This window comes from Mucilaginibacter sp. (assembly GCF_039925265.1).
Lineage (GTDB): Bacteria > Bacteroidota > Bacteroidia > Sphingobacteriales > Sphingobacteriaceae > Mucilaginibacter.
This window is the reverse complement of record NZ_JBDSZG010000019.1, coordinates 22,553-40,698: the sequence shown is the minus strand read 5'-3', so window position 1 is coordinate 40,698 and position 18,146 is coordinate 22,553. Positions and strand designations below refer to the sequence as shown.

Below are 18,146 nucleotides of genomic sequence, written 5' to 3'. Positions count from 1 at the left end.
TCGGGCAGGAGGCTCATGGCGCGGCGGTTGAGTTCGCGATAGCCCTTGAGGCCCTCGGCCATGCGAGCGCGGCTCTTGACTAGCGCGGGCGGGTCGAGCACGACCGCGTCGTAGCGCTCGCGCGCGCCGGCCATGCGCGGCAGCGCGTCGAACACGTCCTCGACGTGGAACTGCGCGCGTTCGCTCATGCCGTTGAGCTCGGCGTTTTCGCGCGCGATCGCGAGCGCGGGCTCGGAGCCGTCGACGAACAGCACGCTCTCGGCGCCGTGGCGCAGCGCCTCGATGCCCCACGCGCCGGAATAGGCAAACAGGTCGAGCACGCGCGCGCCCGCGACTCGGCCCGCCAGCAGGCGGCGGTTGATGCGCTGGTCGAGGAAGAAGCCGGTCTTCTGGCCACCCATGGGATCGACGTGATAGGACAGGCCCTCGACGTCGACCGTGACCGGCGGCTCGTATGCGCCGTGCCAGACCAGCGTCTCGAGCGGCAGGCCCGCGAGCTTTCGCAGCGCGACGTCGTTGCGCAGAACGATGGCGCGCGGCGCGAGCTGCTCGATCAGCGCCGCCTTGACGAGGTCCCTGCGCTGCTCCATGCCGAGCGTCGTGATCTGGACCGACAACACGTCGTTGAAGCGGTCGACCGTCAGGCCGGGCAGGAAGTCACCCTCGCTCGAGATCAGGCGGTAGGAGCTCGCGCCGGGAAAGAGCTCATCCCGGTAGGCCGCCGCGCGAGCGATCCGCTTGTGGAAGAACGCGGCGTCGATCTCGTCGCGGCTCCGGGTCAGGAGGCGCACCGCGATCAGCGAGTGGCGATTGACATAGCCGCGGCCCAGATAGGCGCCGCGCGAATCCACCACGTCGACGATCGCGCCGTCGGGCGGCTCGCCCTCGACGGCGTCGATCTCGTTCGAGAAGATCCACGGATGCCCCGCGCGCACGCGGCGATCCTGGTTCTTCTTGAGCCTCAATACCGGGTGGGTCGTGGTGAGGGTCGACACGGCCGTGCCTAGAGCGGCCGGTTCGGGTCGGGCGGCTTGAGCTTGCCCTGGGAGACCAGCGACCAGCCCCAGATGCGATAGAGCAGGCGCGACGCCAGGAAGTCGCTCCTTATCTGCCCGCCAAGCGGCATCAGCTCCATGATGTCGAAGCCGACGATGCGCTTCTTCTGCGCGACCTGGGCCACGATGTCGGTCAGCTCGTACCAGTCGAGTCCGCCGGGCTCGGGCGTGCCCACGCCGGGAACTGTCGCCGGGTCGAAGCAGTCGAGGTCGACGGTGATGTACACGTCCTCCGAGAGGGCGTCGACGATGGGCGCGTAGTTGCCCTTCATGGCGCGCGTGCGCCGCGCGCTGACCACCGGCCACTTCTTCTCGGCGATGAGCTCGGCCTCCTCCTCGGAGATCGAGCGGATGCCGACCTGGACGGCCGGCACCATCTCGCGCACGCGCCGCATGACGCAGGCGTGGCTGTAGGGCGTGCCGTGGAACTCGTTCCTCAGGTCGCCGTGGGCGTCGAACTGGAGCACTGAGAGCTTGGGGTACTTTTTGGCGTAGGCGCGCACCGGGCCCGACGTGATCGAGTGCTCGCCGCCGAGCGTGATCATCATCTTGTCCTGGTCGAGGCCCCAGGTCACCGCGTCGGCGACCCGGTCGACCATCGCCTTGGGATCCGCCACCACCTCGAGATCCGGGAGCGTGTGGATGCCGGCTTCGTAGAACGCGCCCAGTTCCTCGTCGTACAGCTCCATCGACTGCGACGCCGTGATGATCGCGCGCGGCCCGAGTCGGGCGCCGCTCATGTACGACATGGTGCCGTCGTAGGGCACCGGCAGGATCACCGCGTGCGCCCGCTCGAGGTTGGTCAGGCTCTCATCGAGTCCGCCATACGCGAAGTCGACCGTGTGCGGTGGGCGGTTGGTCGAAAGCTTCTGGGTCATCGGTTCTCCTCCTTCCTGCTCGGCTCCAGAACGACAACGGCGCGGGGAGCACTCTCCCCGCGCCGATGTTCGGCTGGCGGACGCTCGCGCGTTTCGCCCGAGTGGAGACTACTCTTCGTCGGTTTCCACTTCCGCGTCATCGTCGTCGAAGTCGACATCGTCGTCGTCGTCATCTTCGTCGTCGTCCTCTTCGTCGAGGTCGAGATCGTCGTCTTCTTCTTCCTCATCGAGGTCGTCGATGAACTCTTCGTCCTCCCCGTTGAACTTCAAAGTCGTGGGGAGAGCGCTTTGGTCTTGGGCGATGCCGAGGAATTCCATGTCGCACCCTTGCCTGTGGTGGGCCCGACCCGCGTCGGGCGCCTTCTTGACGGTACCACCGTGAGGAAAATCGCGAAACCGGCCGGCAGTATATCGAGCCGACCCGATGGGTCAACTTTTTTAACCTCACGGCCTGGATCGAGCGAAAACTGCCCGAAAATGCAATCGCCGCGAGGCGAATTGTGGCACAGCGCCGCGCGGCGAGAAGAGAAAAATGGCGGGGTTGACGGGACTCGAACCCGCGACCTCCTGCGTGACAGGCAGGCATTCTAACCAGCTGAACTACCACTCCGTTTGGGACTGCAAATATACGCCTCTTTTTGTTTTACACAAGTCCTTTTTAAAAAATTATCTGATAACAAGTTTTATCGCCTAATTCACAGCGAAATACATTCAAATTCAAAAAATAATTTAAATTCGTGTAGTTATCCCAATTTTTACCTGTCCGCTAATATTAAAGTTAAATAACATGCTCTTATTAGGCATTGATATTGGTACCTCGTCTGTAAAAGCAAGTGTTGTTGACTCTGTAACACAGTCGGTTATCGCATCCGCGCAGTATCCCGAACACGAATCGCCCATCATTGCGTTAAAAACGGGCTGGGCAGAACAATCGCCGGATATGTGGTGGCAGCAAACCGGGCAGGCTATTTCGCTTTGCCATAAAAAAGGTGGCTACAATCCAAAAGATATTGCCGCTATAGGGATAGCTTACCAAATGCATGGGCTTGTTTTGGTGGATAAAGACCATCATGTACTGCGTAACAGCATTATTTGGTGCGACAGCCGCGCGGTAGAAATTGGCGATAAAGCCTTTGAAGATATCGGGCACGAAACCTGTTTATCGCATATGCTCAATTCTCCCGGCAACTTTACGGCATCAAAACTGGCCTGGGTAAAACAAAACGAACCGGAGATCTACGACCAGGTAGATAAAATAATGCTGCCCGGCGACTACATAGCCATGAAACTTACCGGCGAGATCACCACATCGGCGTCGGCTATGTCCGAAGGGATCTTCTTCGATTTCCAGTTCAATGGGCTCTCAAAAGACATTATAGAGTATTTTGGGTTCAACGATGGGTTGTTCCCCGTTGTTAAACCCGTGTTTTCGTCACACGGCCGCGTAACTACAGATGTTGCCGCCGCGCTGCAGCTGAATACCGGCATCCCCGTAACCTATAAAGCGGGCGATCAACCGAATAACGCCCTATCCCTGAACGTACTTAAACCCGGCGAGGTAGCTGCTACGGCAGGCACATCTGGTGTTATCTACGGCGTGAGCGACCAATTGGCCTATGACCCGCAATCGCGCGTGAATACTTTTGCCCATGTGAATTACACCAACGAACGTAAACGCCTTGGTGTTTTGCTTTGTATAAACGGTACCGGCAGCCTGTATCGCTGGGTAAAAAATACCTTTGCAGCTCCCCTGAGCTACAGCGAGGTAAATACACTGGCCGCCGCAGCTCCTCTGGGCAGCGACGGACTCAGAATTTTACCTTTTGGTAACGGGGCCGAGCGGATGCTGAACAATAAACAGGTTGGCGCCCATATTCACCATATCGATCTGAACCTGCATACGCCGGCGCATGTGTACCGCGCAGCACAGGAAGGCATCGCTTGTGCTTTCCGCTATGGGTTGGATATTATGAGGGAGAACGGCATGGACCCTACCGTGATCCGCGCGGGCCGCTCAAACATGTTCCTGAGCGATGTTTTTACGGAAGCTTTTGTAAACGCTACCGGGGTGCCTGTAGAACTGTATAACAACGATGGCAGCATTGGGGCGGCAATAGGTGCCGGCATTGGTGCGGAGATCTTCGCATCAGCAGCCGAAGCGTTCAGCAATATCAAAGCGGTAGCTTATGTTGAACCGAAACCAGCCGATACAGCAGCTTTTGAAGAAGTGTATCAAAGCTGGAAGGAAGTGCTGGACGAACACCTGGCGCAAATTGAAGCAAAGCCTGTCCATTCTTAATTATTAGCAAAATATTAAAGCATAGCGGCAAGTTTAATAGGAATTGGTAACAACACCATCTCAAAGTTTGATTAACCGATTTTATAGCGTATTATTAGCCCGCCAATTAATAAAACACTATAATTTAAACTGAGCAGATAAATGAAGACCCTTTCCACTGGCGATTACATCGTTTTTTTCATCTACTTTGTAATCGTATCGAGCTATGGTTACTGGATATACCGCCGCAAGCACAACGCGGACGCCACCTCAAAAGATTATTTTTTAGCTGAAGGGTCGCTTACCTGGTGGGCTATCGGCGCTTCGCTAATCGCATCAAATATCTCTGCCGAGCAATTCATCGGCACCAGCGGCTCGGCTTTTAAAATGGGATTGGCTATCTCTACTTACGAGTGGATGGCAGCAGCAACCCTTGTTATCGTAGCGGTATTCTTTATTCCCATTTATCTTAAAAATAAGATCTTCACCATGCCGCAGTTCCTGCATCAGCGGTATAACGGCACGGTAGCCATGGTAATGGCCATTTTCTGGCTGTTACTTTACATCATTGTTAACCTAATGTCTATCCTTTACCTTGGCGCATTAGCTATATCGGGGATATCAGGACTCGATGTTACCCTGTGTATCTCATTGCTTGCCGTATTTGCGGTTATCATCACCTTGGGCGGCATGAAGGTTATCGGCTATACAGACGTTATCCAGGTGTTTGTTTTGATATTGGGTGGCTTAGTTGCTACCTATTTGGCGCTTAATAAGATCAGCGAAGTATCGGGTACTACCGGCATGTGGAACGGCCTTAACATTATGCGCAGCGAAGCAAGCGACCACTTCCATATGATATTTAAGAAAGATAACGCTAACTATATGGATCTGCCAGGCTTATCGGTACTCATAGGCGGTATGTGGATAGTGAATCTTAACTACTGGGGCTGTAACCAATACATCACCCAACGCGCTTTGGGTGCAAACCTGAAAACAGCACGCGCTGGTATCCTGTTCGCGGCTTTCTTGAAATTATTAATGCCGATAATAGTAGTATTACCGGGTATCGCAGCTTACCTGCTTTATCAAAAAGGCATGTTCCATCAGGAGATGATGAGTTCATCGGGCGTTACCGATGTAAATAAAGCCTATCCATCGCTTTTAAACTTATTGCCAACCGGATTGAAAGGCTTATCATTTGCAGCACTTACAGCGGCTATTGTAGCTTCTTTAGCGGGCAAAGCAAACAGTATAGCTACCATTTTCACATTGGATATTTACAAAAAAGCTATCAACCCGGAAGCAACCGATAAAAAGCTGGTAGTGTTAGGTAAATGGTCGGTAGTGGTAGCCATGGCATTAGGCGTGATCATGTCGCTGGTTATTGGTGAGCGCCTGATGGGCGAAGGCAAGCAGGGCTTCCAGTACATCCAGGAGTATACAGGCTTTGTATCGCCTGGTATATTTGCCATGTTTATTTTAGGCTTCTTCTGGAAAAAGGCGACCTCGAACGCGGCTTTATTTGCAACTATCGGCGGTTTTGCGTTCTCGGTATTCTTTAAGTTATTGCCTCGTTTTGCTAATTTGGAGTTTCTGTCACCTTTTGGCTTCTCAAAATTAGCTTTACAAGATGACAAAGTAACTTACTTGTATGAAATTCCTTTTATTGACAGAATGGGTTTTGTATTCCTTTTATGTGTTGCTGGCATGTATGTTATCTCAAAAATTGACGCGGCTAAAGGCGTAAAAGCAAACGGCCTCGAGATAGATTCATCTATGTTTAAAACGAATCGCGCATTTACTGCCGGTGCTTTAATTATAGGCGGCATAATTGTTGCGCTCTACTCGTTCTTCTGGTAACAGAAACTCGTTTTAAAATATGCAAAGGCGGCTTGTTTACAGGCCGCCTTTTTTATGTTTTAACATATTATTTACCTGCACTAAAACACAATTAATGGCATCTATGTTTAACTGCTACAACCCATTTAAACATGCCAAACGCTTACGAAAACATCCCGCAGCAGGTAGAGGGCGAAAAAACCGACACCATACATATAGTGGATTGCCCAACGCTGGAGCAAGCGCACCATTTATTCCTGCTGGCTAAGGATAGGCTGAAGGATATTTCCATGTGGCACCAGTTCAGCGGCTTTGGCTCGGCCAGGTTTGCTATTACAGATGCACAGGGTAAGGAGCTTTACAAAATGGCCGAAAAGGGAGATCTTTTCTATATTAACCTCCCTGCCCCCGGGCCTTTAGCCGGCGATGGCAAAGAGTGGGTGCGTATTGAGGCTATGGATCTGTTGGAGGATGCAAACGCGGAAAGTGAATACCTCACCATGACAGTTAGGCCCATTGCCAATCCAAGACATCATAACGATGCATCTATAGCACATTTTTACGACCATAGATCTACCAGTACATTTATTGTTGAGCGGTATAAAAACAACGTAAGCGTTGCCGTGCATGGCCGTAACGAAACGCCAAACACCAGCACCAATCTTTATGATACCGTGCGCAATACCATTATTGCACTTGCCGCGCGCGAAGGCTTATCTTTCCCGCAATGGAAATCGCTGGCAAAAGGGATATTGGAATATAAATAAACCCATTTAACAACAAAAAGGGCATTACGTTTCCGTAATGCCCTTCTGTATAAATTACCTGTTAAAACTATCAGTGCCCGTGGCTACGGTTATCGTGGTTAGACTTCCTGATATCCTTGCGGACCTCTTTTTTGTCGTTACGGATCTCTTTACGATCGTTCCGCAGTTCTTTACGGTCATCGCGTACCTCGCGGCGGTCGGCTACCCAATGGTTACGATATTTGTTATCGCGGCTGTCGCGGATCATCGGCTGGCTGGTACGGCCCCTGTAGCCCGAGTATTTAGCGCGGTATACATTGTTACGCACCCACGGGGTACGTTCGTTCACTACTACTTTGTAGCCATTGTACACGTTGTAATTGTTGTACCTGGCGGGTAACGAAGCCCTGTGTACCCAGTTATTGTTCTCATAATATACATACTGATGGGCGGGGATATCGTAGTAGCTGTCGATATCGGGCATGTAGTAATAATCTGCATGATCGTAACCCACCGGCCCCCACTCTGGCTGGCTGCCAATGTTTATATTAAAACTTATTTGTGCCTTAGCAACCTGGAATGAAAGGGCGCTAAGGAATATTGCGGTTGTTAAAATTATCTTTTTCATGTTTGTATGTTTTGCAGGTATGACATGCAAACAGAGACCTTGGTTTAACCGGAAACGGGTATTGGAGGCTTTATAACGGGGTTGTTACAAGGGCCGAAAAGGGACAGTAAGAATCAGGAAACAAGATAAAAAACTATTTTATAGCGAATTAATAGGTATGCAACGGAAGAGGGCGGCTCTCGATTCTTGCCTCCTATGTCTTGCTTCTAATCTAATCCTCACTATCGTCTTTATCGTCATTCTTTGCGGCCATGGCCAATACCGGCTTGCCGATTACTTTAAAGCTGCCCTCACCTTTCAGGATGGACGCAAGCTGCATCTTATCCTGCATGGTTCTTACGGCCTGGGCTAATTCTTTGTCGTACTTAAAGTTTGCCTCATAGCGGCCCTTTTCATAAAAATAGCGGGAAGCTATCTCGTTTTCCAGCACCTGCTTTATTTCTTCTTTATGCAGCTGCAGATCGTTCTTTTTGCTGGCGGCCATTTTAGCTTTCAGCACATCGTACTCCGCCTGTATCTCCGGGAACTGCTTTTCTTTTGTCGTCTCGGTTTTTAACTGATCAAGGATCTTTTCAGAAAAAGTGCTGTAGCTATAGTTTTTCCCCGCCAAGTATTTTGTAAAATCAGCGTACTCCGCGTCTTTTAATACAAACGCGCGCGGGTCGCCTATTTGCGGGTGGGCTGTGCGGTACTGGGTGGCGTAATCAAATATCAACAGCTTGCTTACCAGTGTTTGGGTAATGTTGGCAAACCGCTCCTGTTTTACAAAAATATCGGGGTAAACACCGCTGCCATCATAAACCGAGCGGCCATTTTTTGTTTTAAATTCATGCATCAACGAATCGGCAACCTTTATTACGCTGCCATCATCTTTACGGTGCGCGTAATCTAAAGCCTGTACACATCGGCCCGATGGTACAAAGTACTTGGCAATGGTAATTTTAACAAGGCTGTTGTAAGGCAGGTTAAACGTTTGCTGCACCAATCCCTTACCATAGCTGCGCTGGCCAATAATAATGGCGCGGTCAAGGTCCTGCAAAGCCCCCGCTACAATTTCTGATGCCGAGGCCGAGCGGCTGTTCACTAATACAACCAATGGCAAATTTGGCTCCATAGGCGTTGCCACGGTATTATAGGTAAAATTCTTTTCTTTTACTTTACCCTTTTGCGATACCACGGTAATATCCTTAGCAACAAACAGGTTTACAATTTTTACAGCTTCCTGTAAGATGCCTCCCCCGTTGGAGCGAAGATCGAGTATGATACCGTTGGGGTTATTCTTTTTTATGGCAGCAAGCGCGGTGCTTACCTCATCGGCAGAGTTTTCGAGGAATTTATTGAGCTTGATGTAACCCATATTGCCATCAACCATGCCCGAGTAAACAACATTAGGCTGCCTGATCTCGTCACGTATCAAGTTCTTTTCTACAACGGGTTCGCTGCCACGCTTAATTAACAAGCGTATGGTAGCTCCTTTAGAGCCTTTTAGTAATTGGCTTACCTGATCGTTGGTTTTCGCAGTGAGGTCGATATCATTTATTTTCACCAGTTGATCGCCCTGGCGTATATCTGCCTTTTGCGCCGGGAAACCGGTAAAAATATCGGCTATATAAACTTTGTTATCACGAAGGAAAATGCTGGCTCCAATGCCGCCATACTGTGTACTTACATAATGCAGTTTATAATCTTCAATTTCAGATTCGGGTACAAATTCGGTGTAAGGGTCCAGGCCTTCCAGCATGGCATCCACACCGGTTTTAACCAGCTTTGCAGAGTTGATGTCATCAACATAGTTAATGTTTACCTCCTTATATACCGAGGCAAAAACATCCAGGTTTTTGGTGATCTGAAAAAGGTCGTCGTTAAACCCCCAGGCCGCAATGGCCACGACAAATATGCCAGCAAAAAGAGCTGGTTTCCTGTAATTTACCTTCTTCCTTTTCTCAGTACCCATTTTAAAACCCGTTGAAATATAAAGCTACAAAAAGCAAACTGCTTTTATCTAATTAACTGATTTTAAAGACGGTTATTATCAATGTTAACCAAAGCTTTTTTCAGGGTGAATACTACGTAGTTCCTGTCGCGGTTTACCAGCTGCATAATACGGGTTATCAGGCTATCTTCCTGGCCTTCGATGTACGCCAACTGTTCATCTGTAAGGTGGTTATATTTACGCTGCACCTTTATTTTTATACGTTCCCAATCTTTATTGCTGATCGTTATCTCTGCCATAAAACAAATTATTTCAACAAAAATATAAAAAATACAGCGCCACTTACGTTTAATATGCGGCTTAGCGTTAAACTTTTAGCTGTAAGCTACATCAAACCGATTATTAATCAGACAAAGGTGTGCGGGCATTCCGTTCAATTATTACGAAAGGCGGCACACCATTAAACAAACAACTATGAAAAAGCTATTTTTAAGTATTGCAATCATCGCGGCGGCGGCCTTTAGTGCCAAAGCGCAATTTTCGCTGGGGATTAAAGGCGGGGTGAATTTCTCTAAGATCAACACCGATAATGTAAGCGAGTCGACTACCACAGGTTACCAGGCAGGGCTATTCGCTCGTTTTGGCTCCAGCCTTTACCTACAACCCGAACTTTATTTGGGCAGCAGTGGTGGTAAATTCGATTTTCAAACCAATAACAACACGGTAACTACCGAAGGAAAGGTAAAATTTACCACTTTAAACCTGCCTTTATTAATAGGTAAAGGTTTCGGTGGCGATAATTTAAACTTCAGGATAATGGCCGGCCCGGTTTATAGCTATGTGCTGGATAAGAACGACAATTTCTCCAGCGCGGTAAACTCCGCCTACACCGATTTTGGCGATTACAAAAAAAGCACATTAGGCTTCCAGGCGGGTGCCGGTATTGATGTGGGGCATATTACAGCCGATTTCCGTTACGAAGGCGGGCTTACTAAAATAAACCAAAACTTTGGTCAGCGCCAAAATTTATGGGCTTTGAGCGTTGGCTTTAAATTCTTTTAAGCAAAAGTAACGATACAAATATAGATCCCGGATAGCAATAGCCGGGATTTTTTTGTTAACGGCAAAACAGAGCCGGGCGTTACGCTCAACAAACACTCTCATTAATAAACTATTAGGAAACCTTTTAAGTAATAGGCGAAAAAAAAACTTTTAAAAAAGTAAAGCCCCTGATGGGCAGGGGCTTTTACTAACCAATTATAAACCTAAATTATGAGAAGAGCTGTAGGAGAAGGGGTCGAACCTCCACAGAGTGGTTATTCTTATTGCTAAGAGTTTCCCATATTCTCCGCCACCGCGACAAGGAGGTGTGTCTGCCAAAAATTTCACCATCCTACAGGATAAAAACTAAACCTTGCGTTTAGCGTGCTGTTGGGGAAGGGATCGAACCTTCACAGAGTGGTTAGCCCGCGTCGGGTTTCCCATATTCTCCGCCACCGGGACAAGGAGGTGTGTCTGCCAAAAATTTCACCACCCAACAATATTTTTTTAAAGAACAATTCGCAATTCTCATTTGCTTGATACAAATTTAAATTACTTTGCTATTCCTTGCAAATATTTCAACAAAATATTTTTATTTTTACCTTAATTTTAATTAAACTTGTATTTGAATATAGATATTAAAATATATGCCTCACAGGAAACCCCAAAATTTAGAAATTGACAATCTGGATATACAGATTTTATCGATTTTGATGAAAAATGCGACCACTCCATACACCGAGATCGCAAAAGAGTTGATCGTTTCTGGCGGAACCATCCACGTACGGATGAAAAAGTTGGAGGAGCTGGGAGTTATTAAAGGCGCGAGCCTTGAAGTGAATCCGCAAAAGCTTGGGTATGATGTTACTGCCTTTTTAGGGATCTTCCTGGAGAAGGGGTCGCAGTATAACGAAGCTGTAAAACAGCTAAAAATGGTGCCGGAGATAGTAGAACTGCATTACACTACCGGCAGCTGGAGCATTTTCGCCAAGATAGTTTGCCATGATACCAACCATTTGCGCGAGGTATTAAATGAGCAGATCCAAAGCGTAAAAGGCATTCAGCGTACCGAAACGTTTATTTCTTTAGAGGAAAGCATTAAAAGGCAAATCACTTTGGAGTAACGTTTACGTAGCTTTTTTACCGGGCAACCACGCCCATAAACGCCATTGTAATAAAGCATCGGGTACCGAAGTTAAGCCTTCAGTTACCCGGTGTTTTTTTATGCGCGGAGATTGGGAGTGCCCATCACCTGTCATCCTAAGCGGCAGCGAAGCATCTATTCGGCGGCGTGCAAAGCGGCGATCAGATGCTTCACCGCGTTCAGCATTACAATCTTTTTCTTTTCATTACCATACCCGGCAAAGTAAGCCTTTCAGATATTCACCCTCCGGGAACGACGCCCGTACCGGGTGATCTTCGGGCTGGTGAAACTGGTAGATGAACTGCACCTGCTTGCCGGCATCCAGCGCGGCCCATGCCAGCACCTGTTTAAAGGTTTCCATATCCATGGCACCCGAGCAGGAGTACGTGGCCAGCAGGCCGCCGCTGTTGAGCAATTGCATGCCCAAGCGGTTCAGATCTTTATAAGCACGGGAGGCCCTATCCAGCGCGGAGCGCGATGGCGCGTATTTTGGCGGATCGAGCACAATGATATCAAACTTCTCCCCCTCCTCGCGGAATTTGCGGAGCTGCGCGTTCACATCAGATTTGATGGCGTTATGTGCCGATGTCTCAAACCCGTTAAGGCGGATGTTTTCGGTCAGGGTTTCTATAGCCAGGGCAGAACTGTCTACACTGGTTACGGATGCCGCGCCTTCCCGCAGGCTGTTCAGCGTAAAGCCGCCCGTATAGCTAAAGCAATCCAGCACCTTTTTGCCTTTGGCATAGGAGGCCAGCAGTTTGCGGTTATAGCGCTGATCGCAATAGAAACCAGATTTTTGCCCTTCGGCGATGTTGATGCCGTAGGTAATGCCATTTTCCTTTACCATTACCAGCTCCGGCGGTTCGGTACCGGCAAGCAGGGCGTTGGTAGTTTCCAGTCCTTCGTGCGCCCGGGATGTGGCATCACTTTTATCAAATATACTTAGCGGACTAAGCAGCGCGTTCAACTCCTCTATAATAACCGGCATGGCATTCTGCATGCCCGATGTAAGCACCTGTACGGCCAAGTGACCCGCGTATTTATCTACAATAAGTCCAGGCAGGTAGTCGGATTCGCTGAAGATCAGCCTGCAGGTATCCGTATCGCCATCGGCCAAAATATGGGCGCGACCGGCAACCGAGGTACGCACCTTCTGGCGGAACCATTCGGCATCAACCGCAATGCTCTCCTCCCACTCCAGCAAACGTACCGCTACGCGCGATTGGTCGTTATAAAAACCGTAAGCCAAAAAAGCCGACTGACTGCTCAGCAAACGGATAATTTCGCCATTTGCCGGTTTGCACTGAACCTTATCTATCGCGCCGGAAAATACCCAGGGGTGCTTATGCAGCACCGCTTTTTCTTTCCCCTTTTTTAATACCACATCAATCATGCAGCAAAGTTAATAAACATAGCACAGGGTGGGGAGAATAAAATGGAGAGGGGGCTTGAGGGGCTTTTTGAGGCGCTGCGGCTGGCTTTTACAATTCGTTATTGCATAGTTAATACCTTGCAAATGCCACAAGTTGGGGACGCTTGCGGCAACGGGGGGACTTAAATAAAATCCTGTTAGATTTGCTATTGCGATGTGGTTATTTTTAAACGGCCCAGAAGTGGGAACGCAAGCAGCAGCAGATTATAGTGCGTTCAGCTCGGGTGGGAGAAGAAAAAGACCCGAAGTAAAGCCACCGAAGAACAAATAATTTTTAGAATAGCATGGAAATTGTAGAATCTGTTTATAATCTTTATAAAAATATCGGAGACCAAATTCTGTTTTTATTACCCAGTGAAATGCTGGAAAAATTGAAAATCAGCTATTTTAAAGACGCTTATCCGAATAAAAGCGGTTTTTCGGTTACGTTTGAAATATTGATAGTGACACGAATTTTGGAGGACGATAATTTTGGATTAGTGTTTTCAACACATGCTCAGGTAAACGCTCATGATAGTACAATGAGTAATCAATTTGCCGAGGGATTGCACTTATATGCGGCTTTGGGCACAACTGACGGCAGAATTATAGATGAAACTGATGAACTCAATTATTTACCGTTTAACGACGAAAACATCAAACAAATTTGGCAGATCGTCGAAAAGTTTACGATATCCAAAATTGAAATTGTAAAACCAACCTTGTTAGAACTGTACCCTGAGTTATCAGAAAAAAAGAGGTAGTGTAGCACACCCCCCGCTGCCGCGAGCGTCCCCGGCTTGTGGCCCGCATGCAAGGTCAACGCGCGACAAGTAGCAAAAATCATTCTACCTCAACCTTAACTAACCCTTTCACACCGCAATAATTCCTTGCGCCACTATGCAGCCATTCGTAATCCATTCCACAAATCCGGCTTCGATGGGGTTATTATGGTATATTCCATCTTTTGCTGAATAACCGTGGCGCTCCATAATTCTATCGGGTGGTTATGCTGTTGCCAAAATTGATAATGCGTTTATTGGAGTTAGCTGCACCTGCGTTTTTAAAAGCATTCAGCATCCATTTAAGCCTGCTTTCTTCGCTGTCTCAGCTAGTTAATAATGAAAATTTTATAAAGGTTACTTAAACAACAGGGGTGTTCCAAAGTGTTTCACAAAAAAAGTAAAATACTAATTGTCAATATTGTTTTAAAAATAAGTGTGCCACATTCAAAAGTGGAACAGATGTAAAAAATATTCCTGCCGCTCTAACTGCGAGCATAATTGATCATTAATCTGGCTGCTTCATTATTTAACTCACTAAAACAAAAAAGGGTGCCCCGCAATCCGGCGCACCCTTTAAAAAACATAGTACTAAGAATTATTTTTGGTCGTCGGCAGGCTGCTCATCTGTTGGCAGGCCTACTACTTTGTAAACTTTGTTATTATCCTCGTCAAGCGCTTCCTGGAAGTAGGTGCCATCAGGGGCTACGTATAGCTTTTCGCCGTTCACTTTTATTTTGCGGCTATCCTGCGGTAACTGGTCAACCACGTCGCCAACTTGTAAAGGCGCGTCATCTGCCGATGTGTACGATTGATCGTCCTGGGCGTCGCCGGTATTCAGTTCGCCATCTTTACCGGTAACCTCATACACAACGGTACCGTCGTCTTTTGTTACCGCACGGTAGTAAACCCCGTTCGATTCGTAGTACTGCTCACCATTGATGGTGATCGCTTCCGCACCTGATGGCAAAGAATTTACGGCTGCACCTATAGGTGGTTCAACCACGGTGTATTGGCTGCCATACTGCCGATAGTAAAGCCCGTCGTTGTAGTAATATTGGTAATCGCCCCAATAGAACGGGTAGTAACCAAATGGCAGCACGCCTATGCTAAAGCCCAAACGCGGCCTGTAGTAAGAGTTGTAGTAACCACGGTAGTTATAAAAGCCCCGGTTAAAATAACGCGGGCCATAAGAACGGCCCCAGGTGCCGCCACGATAAACGCCACCACGGTATGTACCGCCGCGATAGCCGTAAGAGCCGCCACGATATGCAGATGTGCCACGGCCATAATTGCCGCCACGATATGCAGAAGTACCACCCGGGCGGCCAAAACCACCACGGTTGAAACTACCCTGCGGGCGACTGAAGCCGCCTACAGAATTGGTACGCGGGCCACGGCTAAAACCGCCGCCCTGCGAATAGCCACCACCACGTTGTGGCGCTACACCTACGCTGTTCGGCCTGCTGAAACCGCCGCCGCCTGATGGGCGACTAACGCTCCCCTGCGGACGGCTAAAGCCACCTCCACCAGAAGAACCGCCACGACTGAAACCGCCGCCACCGCCGCCTCTGCTGATGCCACCGCCGGAAGAACCGCCACCACCACCACCGCGACTAAAGCCGCCGCCACCACCACCGCCGCCTCTGCGCTGTGCAGCTGCCGGTAAAGCTAAAGACAGGAACAATAGTCCGCCGAAAGCCACTGAAAGGAATTTTTTATATGTCATTTTGTTTTGAATGATTTTAATTGACCGGTGTTTGAACCGATGTATTGTATAGACTAAGATAATTATCAACGGTTTAATTCGGGTTTAATTATTTTTCAAAGAAAATTAAGGGGCTGTTTTGTAGCTGTTTTGGCGTTGCCCTCGGGCGTCGCCGGAGGGTCTCTCGATAGAGGACCCTGCGCCATAGGATGGTAACGAATTACTTTATAGTCCGCGAGGATTATACTTGCTAAATCTCCTCAGCTACAAACAAAAAAGGCTCATCAAATTGTAGCGTGTAAAAGCCGTCGCTGGTGGTTTTATAAACACTTTCGCCCAGGGCTGTTAATCCTTCGGTTTTTACATCTGTTGATACAGAAAGCAGCTCAACCCACTCCCCTGCCGGTTTCCATTTGCTAAAGCCCGACGTTACCGGGAAGATCTTTTTATCCCGGCAAAATATCACCAGGTTTATTTTATCGGCATAAAACAGAAACTCATCCAGGTTCAATTCATCGGTAACGATGTTTACGGCCGAATAGCCCGCGTCAATTAAATAATTCAAGGCTGCTTCTACCGTGCTCCCCACACCTGCTGCTATCAACTTTACGTCGGATTGCATCTCCGCTTCCACAGTATTGGAAATGATGAGGTCTATTTTAATGCCGTAGGCGTTTATCTGTTCGGCAGTGGCGGGCGTGGTGATCACCGTTGGGCTCCATTCCAGCAGCTGGCCCAAAAGTTCGGCATCAAAGGTGTCCAGGCCAAGGGCCAGTAAAGCGGGTTCCTGCTTTTCGCGTACGATGTGGTGTGACGACATTTTTTTATAAAAACCGTGTTGTTTAACAAAGATAATTTAAATAAATAGCTTAATATTTGTTAGCACATCACAGTGGAAGAAAAGCGAACACCAGCTCGGCGAAAAATTATCCATATTGATATGGATGCTTTCTACGCGTCGGTAGAGCAGCGCGACAACCCCGAGTTGCGGGGTAAACCGCTTGTTGTTGGCGGCCTGCCCGAGGGGCGCGGCGGTGTGGTGGCTACCGCCAGTTACGAGGCACGCAAATTTGGCATCCGCTCGGCCATGTCGTCTAAACGGGCATTGCAGCTTTGCCCCCATGCTATATTTGTAAGGCCCCGGTTTGCAGCTTATAAGGAGGCGTCGCAGCACATCCGCGAGATCTTTAGCCGCTATACCGATCTGATAGAACCTCTATCGCTTGATGAGGCTTACCTTGATGTTACCCAAGATAAACTGAACATTGGCTCGGCCATTGATATTGCCAAAGAAATAAAGCAGGCCATCAAAGAGGAACTGAACCTTACCGCCTCCGCGGGGGTATCGGTAAATAAATTCGTGGCGAAGATCGCGTCGGACATGCAAAAGCCCGACGGGCTAACTTTTATAGGCCCCTCATCTATCGAAAGCTTTATAGAGAACCTGCCGGTTGAAAAATTTTACGGCGTAGGCAAGGTTACCGCCCAAAAAATGAAGAAGCTGGGCCTTTTTACCGGCGCCGACCTGAAACAGCTTAGCTTGGAACAGATCACCCGGCACTTTGGCAAAGCCGGCGCCTTCTATTATAATATCGTGCGGGGAATTGATGAACGTGAAGTGCAGCCCCACCGCGAAACAAAATCCATGGGGGCCGAGGATACCTTTGCTTATGACCTTACCACCCTTGAGGAAATGAACACCGAACTGGAGAAGATAGCCAAACTGGTGAACGAGCGTTTGCTAAAATACCAGCTTAAAGGCCGCACCCTTACCCTCAAAATAAAATACAGCGATTTTCGGCAGATAACGCGCAGCCAATCCCACCCCGATTGCTTCGACGATATGCCAACCATTATAGATACCGCCAAAAACTTATTGCTCACCACCGATGTAGAAAACAGCCGGATCAGGCTCTTGGGCATTACCGTATCTAATTTTAACATTGCAGAAATAAAACCTTTGGGAACACCTACTCAATTGAAACTATTTTGACAATTCCGATCAAAAAAAAATCTCAAAACAAGCCTTTTTATTAATATTGTTGATAAATACAGGCTACAGTATCATTTTAACAATATGATATATCTTTTTAGTAGTTTTTTTAGTGAAATTTGCATTAAAAATTCTTCTTTGTAAGAAAATAACAATTTTTTGTCATTTATTTTGTCATTTTCATTTTATTATTCTACTTTTAGATTATGCCTCTAAGAAAATATAAACATATTTTAACTTTATTCTTGCTCTGCGAGGCTCTTTTTCTATTATCCCTACCGTTTTTCGAACAAAAAGAAAACTCCTCTATTGATTCCCTTACAAATTACAGACGCAATCAAGAGAAACGTCACATTAGTGCTGCCCTTTATTTAAAAAACCGATCAGGCAGTTTTCAAACCCATAAGATTCGCTTCCAGTCTATACAAAAGGAGGCCTCTACAATTTTAACTTCAGGGTTCTCTTTCCTGACAAGTGATTACCATCAGTATAATCAAACCGTACAGCGGTTAACTAAACTGATGCTGTTTCCGTATCATTCCTTTTGGTAGGGTAAAAAGGGAGCAACAAACTACAATTATTCCTGAGCCAGCATCGCTAAAAAGCCTCTTCATACAGCAGGCCGTTTGTAAAGCATAGGAATAATATGCCGTTATTGTTTCCACTTTTTGTTTAACGCCCACCACCAGGGCTCCCCGACTATTTAA

The 18,146-nt window shown here is 48.2% G+C and carries 16 protein-coding genes and 1 tRNA gene; 7 read left to right on the top strand and 10 right to left on the bottom strand.

What is annotated here, in order from left to right; genetic code table 11:
- The 4 genes from ABIX36_RS10940 to ABIX36_RS10925 all read right to left on the bottom strand — a co-directional run.
- Nucleotides 1-995 (bottom strand): class I SAM-dependent rRNA methyltransferase (locus ABIX36_RS10940; protein WP_348082203.1); only part of this gene is annotated, 995 nt, incomplete at its 3' end.
- An 8-nt stretch (nt 996-1,003) separates the two neighbouring features.
- Nucleotides 1,004-1,933: an agmatinase gene (gene speB / locus ABIX36_RS10935; RefSeq protein WP_348082202.1), complete on the bottom strand. Its 930-nt coding sequence runs from the start codon at nt 1,931-1,933 to the stop codon at nt 1,004-1,006.
- A 108-nt stretch (nt 1,934-2,041) separates the two neighbouring features.
- On the bottom strand, nt 2,042-2,251 hold the full coding sequence (locus ABIX36_RS10930) for a hypothetical protein (protein WP_348082201.1): 210 nt from the start codon (nt 2,249-2,251) through the stop codon (nt 2,042-2,044).
- Nucleotides 2,252-2,466: 215 nt separating this feature from the next.
- Nucleotides 2,467-2,543 (bottom strand) — tRNA-Asp (locus ABIX36_RS10925).
- Nucleotides 2,544-2,720: 177 nt separating this feature from the next.
- Here ABIX36_RS10925 and ABIX36_RS10920 point away from each other — a divergent pair.
- The 3 genes from ABIX36_RS10920 (at nt 2,721) to ABIX36_RS10910 (ending at nt 6,820) form a co-directional block, all read left to right on the top strand.
- Nucleotides 2,721-4,232: an FGGY family carbohydrate kinase gene (locus ABIX36_RS10920; protein WP_348082200.1), complete on the top strand. Its 1,512-nt coding sequence runs from the start codon at nt 2,721-2,723 to the stop codon at nt 4,230-4,232.
- A 141-nt stretch (nt 4,233-4,373) separates the two neighbouring features.
- Nucleotides 4,374-6,074, top strand: a complete 1,701-nt coding sequence (locus ABIX36_RS10915; protein ID WP_348082199.1) for a sodium/sugar symporter — start codon at nt 4,374-4,376, stop codon at nt 6,072-6,074.
- A 131-nt stretch (nt 6,075-6,205) separates the two neighbouring features.
- A complete protein-coding gene (locus tag ABIX36_RS10910; RefSeq protein ID WP_348082198.1) occupies nt 6,206-6,820 on the top strand; it encodes a hypothetical protein in 615 nt (204 codons plus the stop codon).
- A 70-nt stretch (nt 6,821-6,890) separates the two neighbouring features.
- Here ABIX36_RS10910 and ABIX36_RS10905 read toward each other — a convergent pair whose 3' ends face one another.
- The 3 genes from ABIX36_RS10905 to ABIX36_RS10895 form a co-directional block, all read right to left on the bottom strand.
- Nucleotides 6,891-7,427 (bottom strand): hypothetical protein, encoded by a 537-nt coding sequence (locus ABIX36_RS10905; RefSeq protein WP_348082197.1) that lies wholly within the window; start codon nt 7,425-7,427, stop codon nt 6,891-6,893.
- 211 nt (nt 7,428-7,638) lie between these two features.
- A complete protein-coding gene (locus ABIX36_RS10900; RefSeq protein WP_348082196.1) occupies nt 7,639-9,381 on the bottom strand; it encodes a S41 family peptidase in 1,743 nt (580 codons plus the stop codon).
- A 62-nt stretch (nt 9,382-9,443) separates the two neighbouring features.
- Nucleotides 9,444-9,659 (bottom strand): hypothetical protein, encoded by a 216-nt coding sequence (locus ABIX36_RS10895; protein ID WP_348082195.1) that lies wholly within the window; start codon nt 9,657-9,659, stop codon nt 9,444-9,446.
- Nucleotides 9,660-9,834: 175 nt separating this feature from the next.
- Here ABIX36_RS10895 and ABIX36_RS10890 point away from each other — a divergent pair, with 175 nt between their 5' ends.
- Entirely contained in the window at nt 9,835-10,422 is a 588-nt protein-coding gene (locus ABIX36_RS10890) for a porin family protein (RefSeq protein WP_348082194.1), read from the top strand.
- A gap of 626 nt (nt 10,423-11,048) precedes the next feature.
- Nucleotides 11,049-11,525 carry an Lrp/AsnC ligand binding domain-containing protein gene (locus tag ABIX36_RS10885; RefSeq protein WP_067188338.1) on the top strand — a complete coding sequence of 159 codons (477 nt, stop codon included), beginning with the start codon at nt 11,049-11,051 and terminating at the stop codon, nt 11,523-11,525.
- 225 nt (nt 11,526-11,750) lie between these two features.
- Here ABIX36_RS10885 and ABIX36_RS10880 read toward each other — a convergent pair whose 3' ends face one another.
- Nucleotides 11,751-12,938 (bottom strand): class I SAM-dependent rRNA methyltransferase, encoded by a 1,188-nt coding sequence (locus ABIX36_RS10880; RefSeq protein ID WP_348082193.1) that lies wholly within the window; start codon nt 12,936-12,938, stop codon nt 11,751-11,753.
- A gap of 323 nt (nt 12,939-13,261) precedes the next feature.
- On the opposite strand from ABIX36_RS10880, the gene ABIX36_RS10875 reads away from it, so the two are divergent.
- Nucleotides 13,262-13,720 carry a hypothetical protein gene (locus tag ABIX36_RS10875; protein ID WP_348082192.1) on the top strand — a complete coding sequence of 153 codons (459 nt, stop codon included), beginning with the start codon at nt 13,262-13,264 and terminating at the stop codon, nt 13,718-13,720.
- Nucleotides 13,721-14,336: 616 nt separating this feature from the next.
- Here the strand turns inward: ABIX36_RS10875 and ABIX36_RS10870 are convergent.
- Both ABIX36_RS10870 and ABIX36_RS10865 read right to left on the bottom strand, forming a co-directional pair.
- Nucleotides 14,337-15,467, bottom strand: coding sequence for a DUF6515 family protein (locus tag ABIX36_RS10870; RefSeq protein ID WP_348082191.1), 1,131 nt, complete (start codon nt 15,465-15,467; stop codon nt 14,337-14,339).
- Between the two features lie 229 nt (nt 15,468-15,696).
- On the bottom strand, nt 15,697-16,266 hold the full coding sequence (locus tag ABIX36_RS10865) for a thiamine diphosphokinase (RefSeq protein ID WP_348082190.1): 570 nt from the start codon (nt 16,264-16,266) through the stop codon (nt 15,697-15,699).
- A 72-nt stretch (nt 16,267-16,338) separates the two neighbouring features.
- Between ABIX36_RS10865 and dinB the strand changes: the two genes are divergently transcribed.
- Nucleotides 16,339-17,439, top strand: a complete 1,101-nt coding sequence (dinB, locus tag ABIX36_RS10860; RefSeq protein WP_348082189.1) for a DNA polymerase IV — start codon at nt 16,339-16,341, stop codon at nt 17,437-17,439.
- Nucleotides 17,440-18,146: the final 707 nt, after the last annotated feature.

Excerpts from the sequence above, each read along its gene's own strand:
- speB (WP_348082202.1), bottom strand. The coding sequence starts at position 1,933 with ATGACCCAGAAGCTTTCGACCAACCGCCCACCGCACACGGTCGACTTC.
- ABIX36_RS10930 (WP_348082201.1), bottom strand. The coding sequence starts at position 2,251 with ATGGAATTCCTCGGCATCGCCCAAGACCAAAGCGCTCTCCCCACGACT.
- ABIX36_RS10920 (WP_348082200.1), top strand. The coding sequence starts at position 2,721 with ATGCTCTTATTAGGCATTGATATTGGTACCTCGTCTGTAAAAGCAAGT.
- ABIX36_RS10915 (WP_348082199.1), top strand. The coding sequence starts at position 4,374 with ATGAAGACCCTTTCCACTGGCGATTACATCGTTTTTTTCATCTACTTT.
- ABIX36_RS10910 (WP_348082198.1), top strand. The coding sequence starts at position 6,206 with ATGCCAAACGCTTACGAAAACATCCCGCAGCAGGTAGAGGGCGAAAAA.
- ABIX36_RS10905 (WP_348082197.1), bottom strand. The coding sequence starts at position 7,427 with ATGAAAAAGATAATTTTAACAACCGCAATATTCCTTAGCGCCCTTTCA.
- ABIX36_RS10900 (WP_348082196.1), bottom strand. The coding sequence starts at position 9,381 with ATGGGTACTGAGAAAAGGAAGAAGGTAAATTACAGGAAACCAGCTCTT.
- ABIX36_RS10895 (WP_348082195.1), bottom strand. The coding sequence starts at position 9,659 with ATGGCAGAGATAACGATCAGCAATAAAGATTGGGAACGTATAAAAATA.
- ABIX36_RS10890 (WP_348082194.1), top strand. The coding sequence starts at position 9,835 with ATGAAAAAGCTATTTTTAAGTATTGCAATCATCGCGGCGGCGGCCTTT.
- ABIX36_RS10885 (WP_067188338.1), top strand. The coding sequence starts at position 11,049 with ATGCCTCACAGGAAACCCCAAAATTTAGAAATTGACAATCTGGATATA.
- ABIX36_RS10880 (WP_348082193.1), bottom strand. The coding sequence starts at position 12,938 with ATGATTGATGTGGTATTAAAAAAGGGGAAAGAAAAAGCGGTGCTGCAT.
- ABIX36_RS10875 (WP_348082192.1), top strand. The coding sequence starts at position 13,262 with ATGGAAATTGTAGAATCTGTTTATAATCTTTATAAAAATATCGGAGAC.
- ABIX36_RS10870 (WP_348082191.1), bottom strand. The coding sequence starts at position 15,467 with ATGACATATAAAAAATTCCTTTCAGTGGCTTTCGGCGGACTATTGTTC.
- ABIX36_RS10865 (WP_348082190.1), bottom strand. The coding sequence starts at position 16,266 with ATGTCGTCACACCACATCGTACGCGAAAAGCAGGAACCCGCTTTACTG.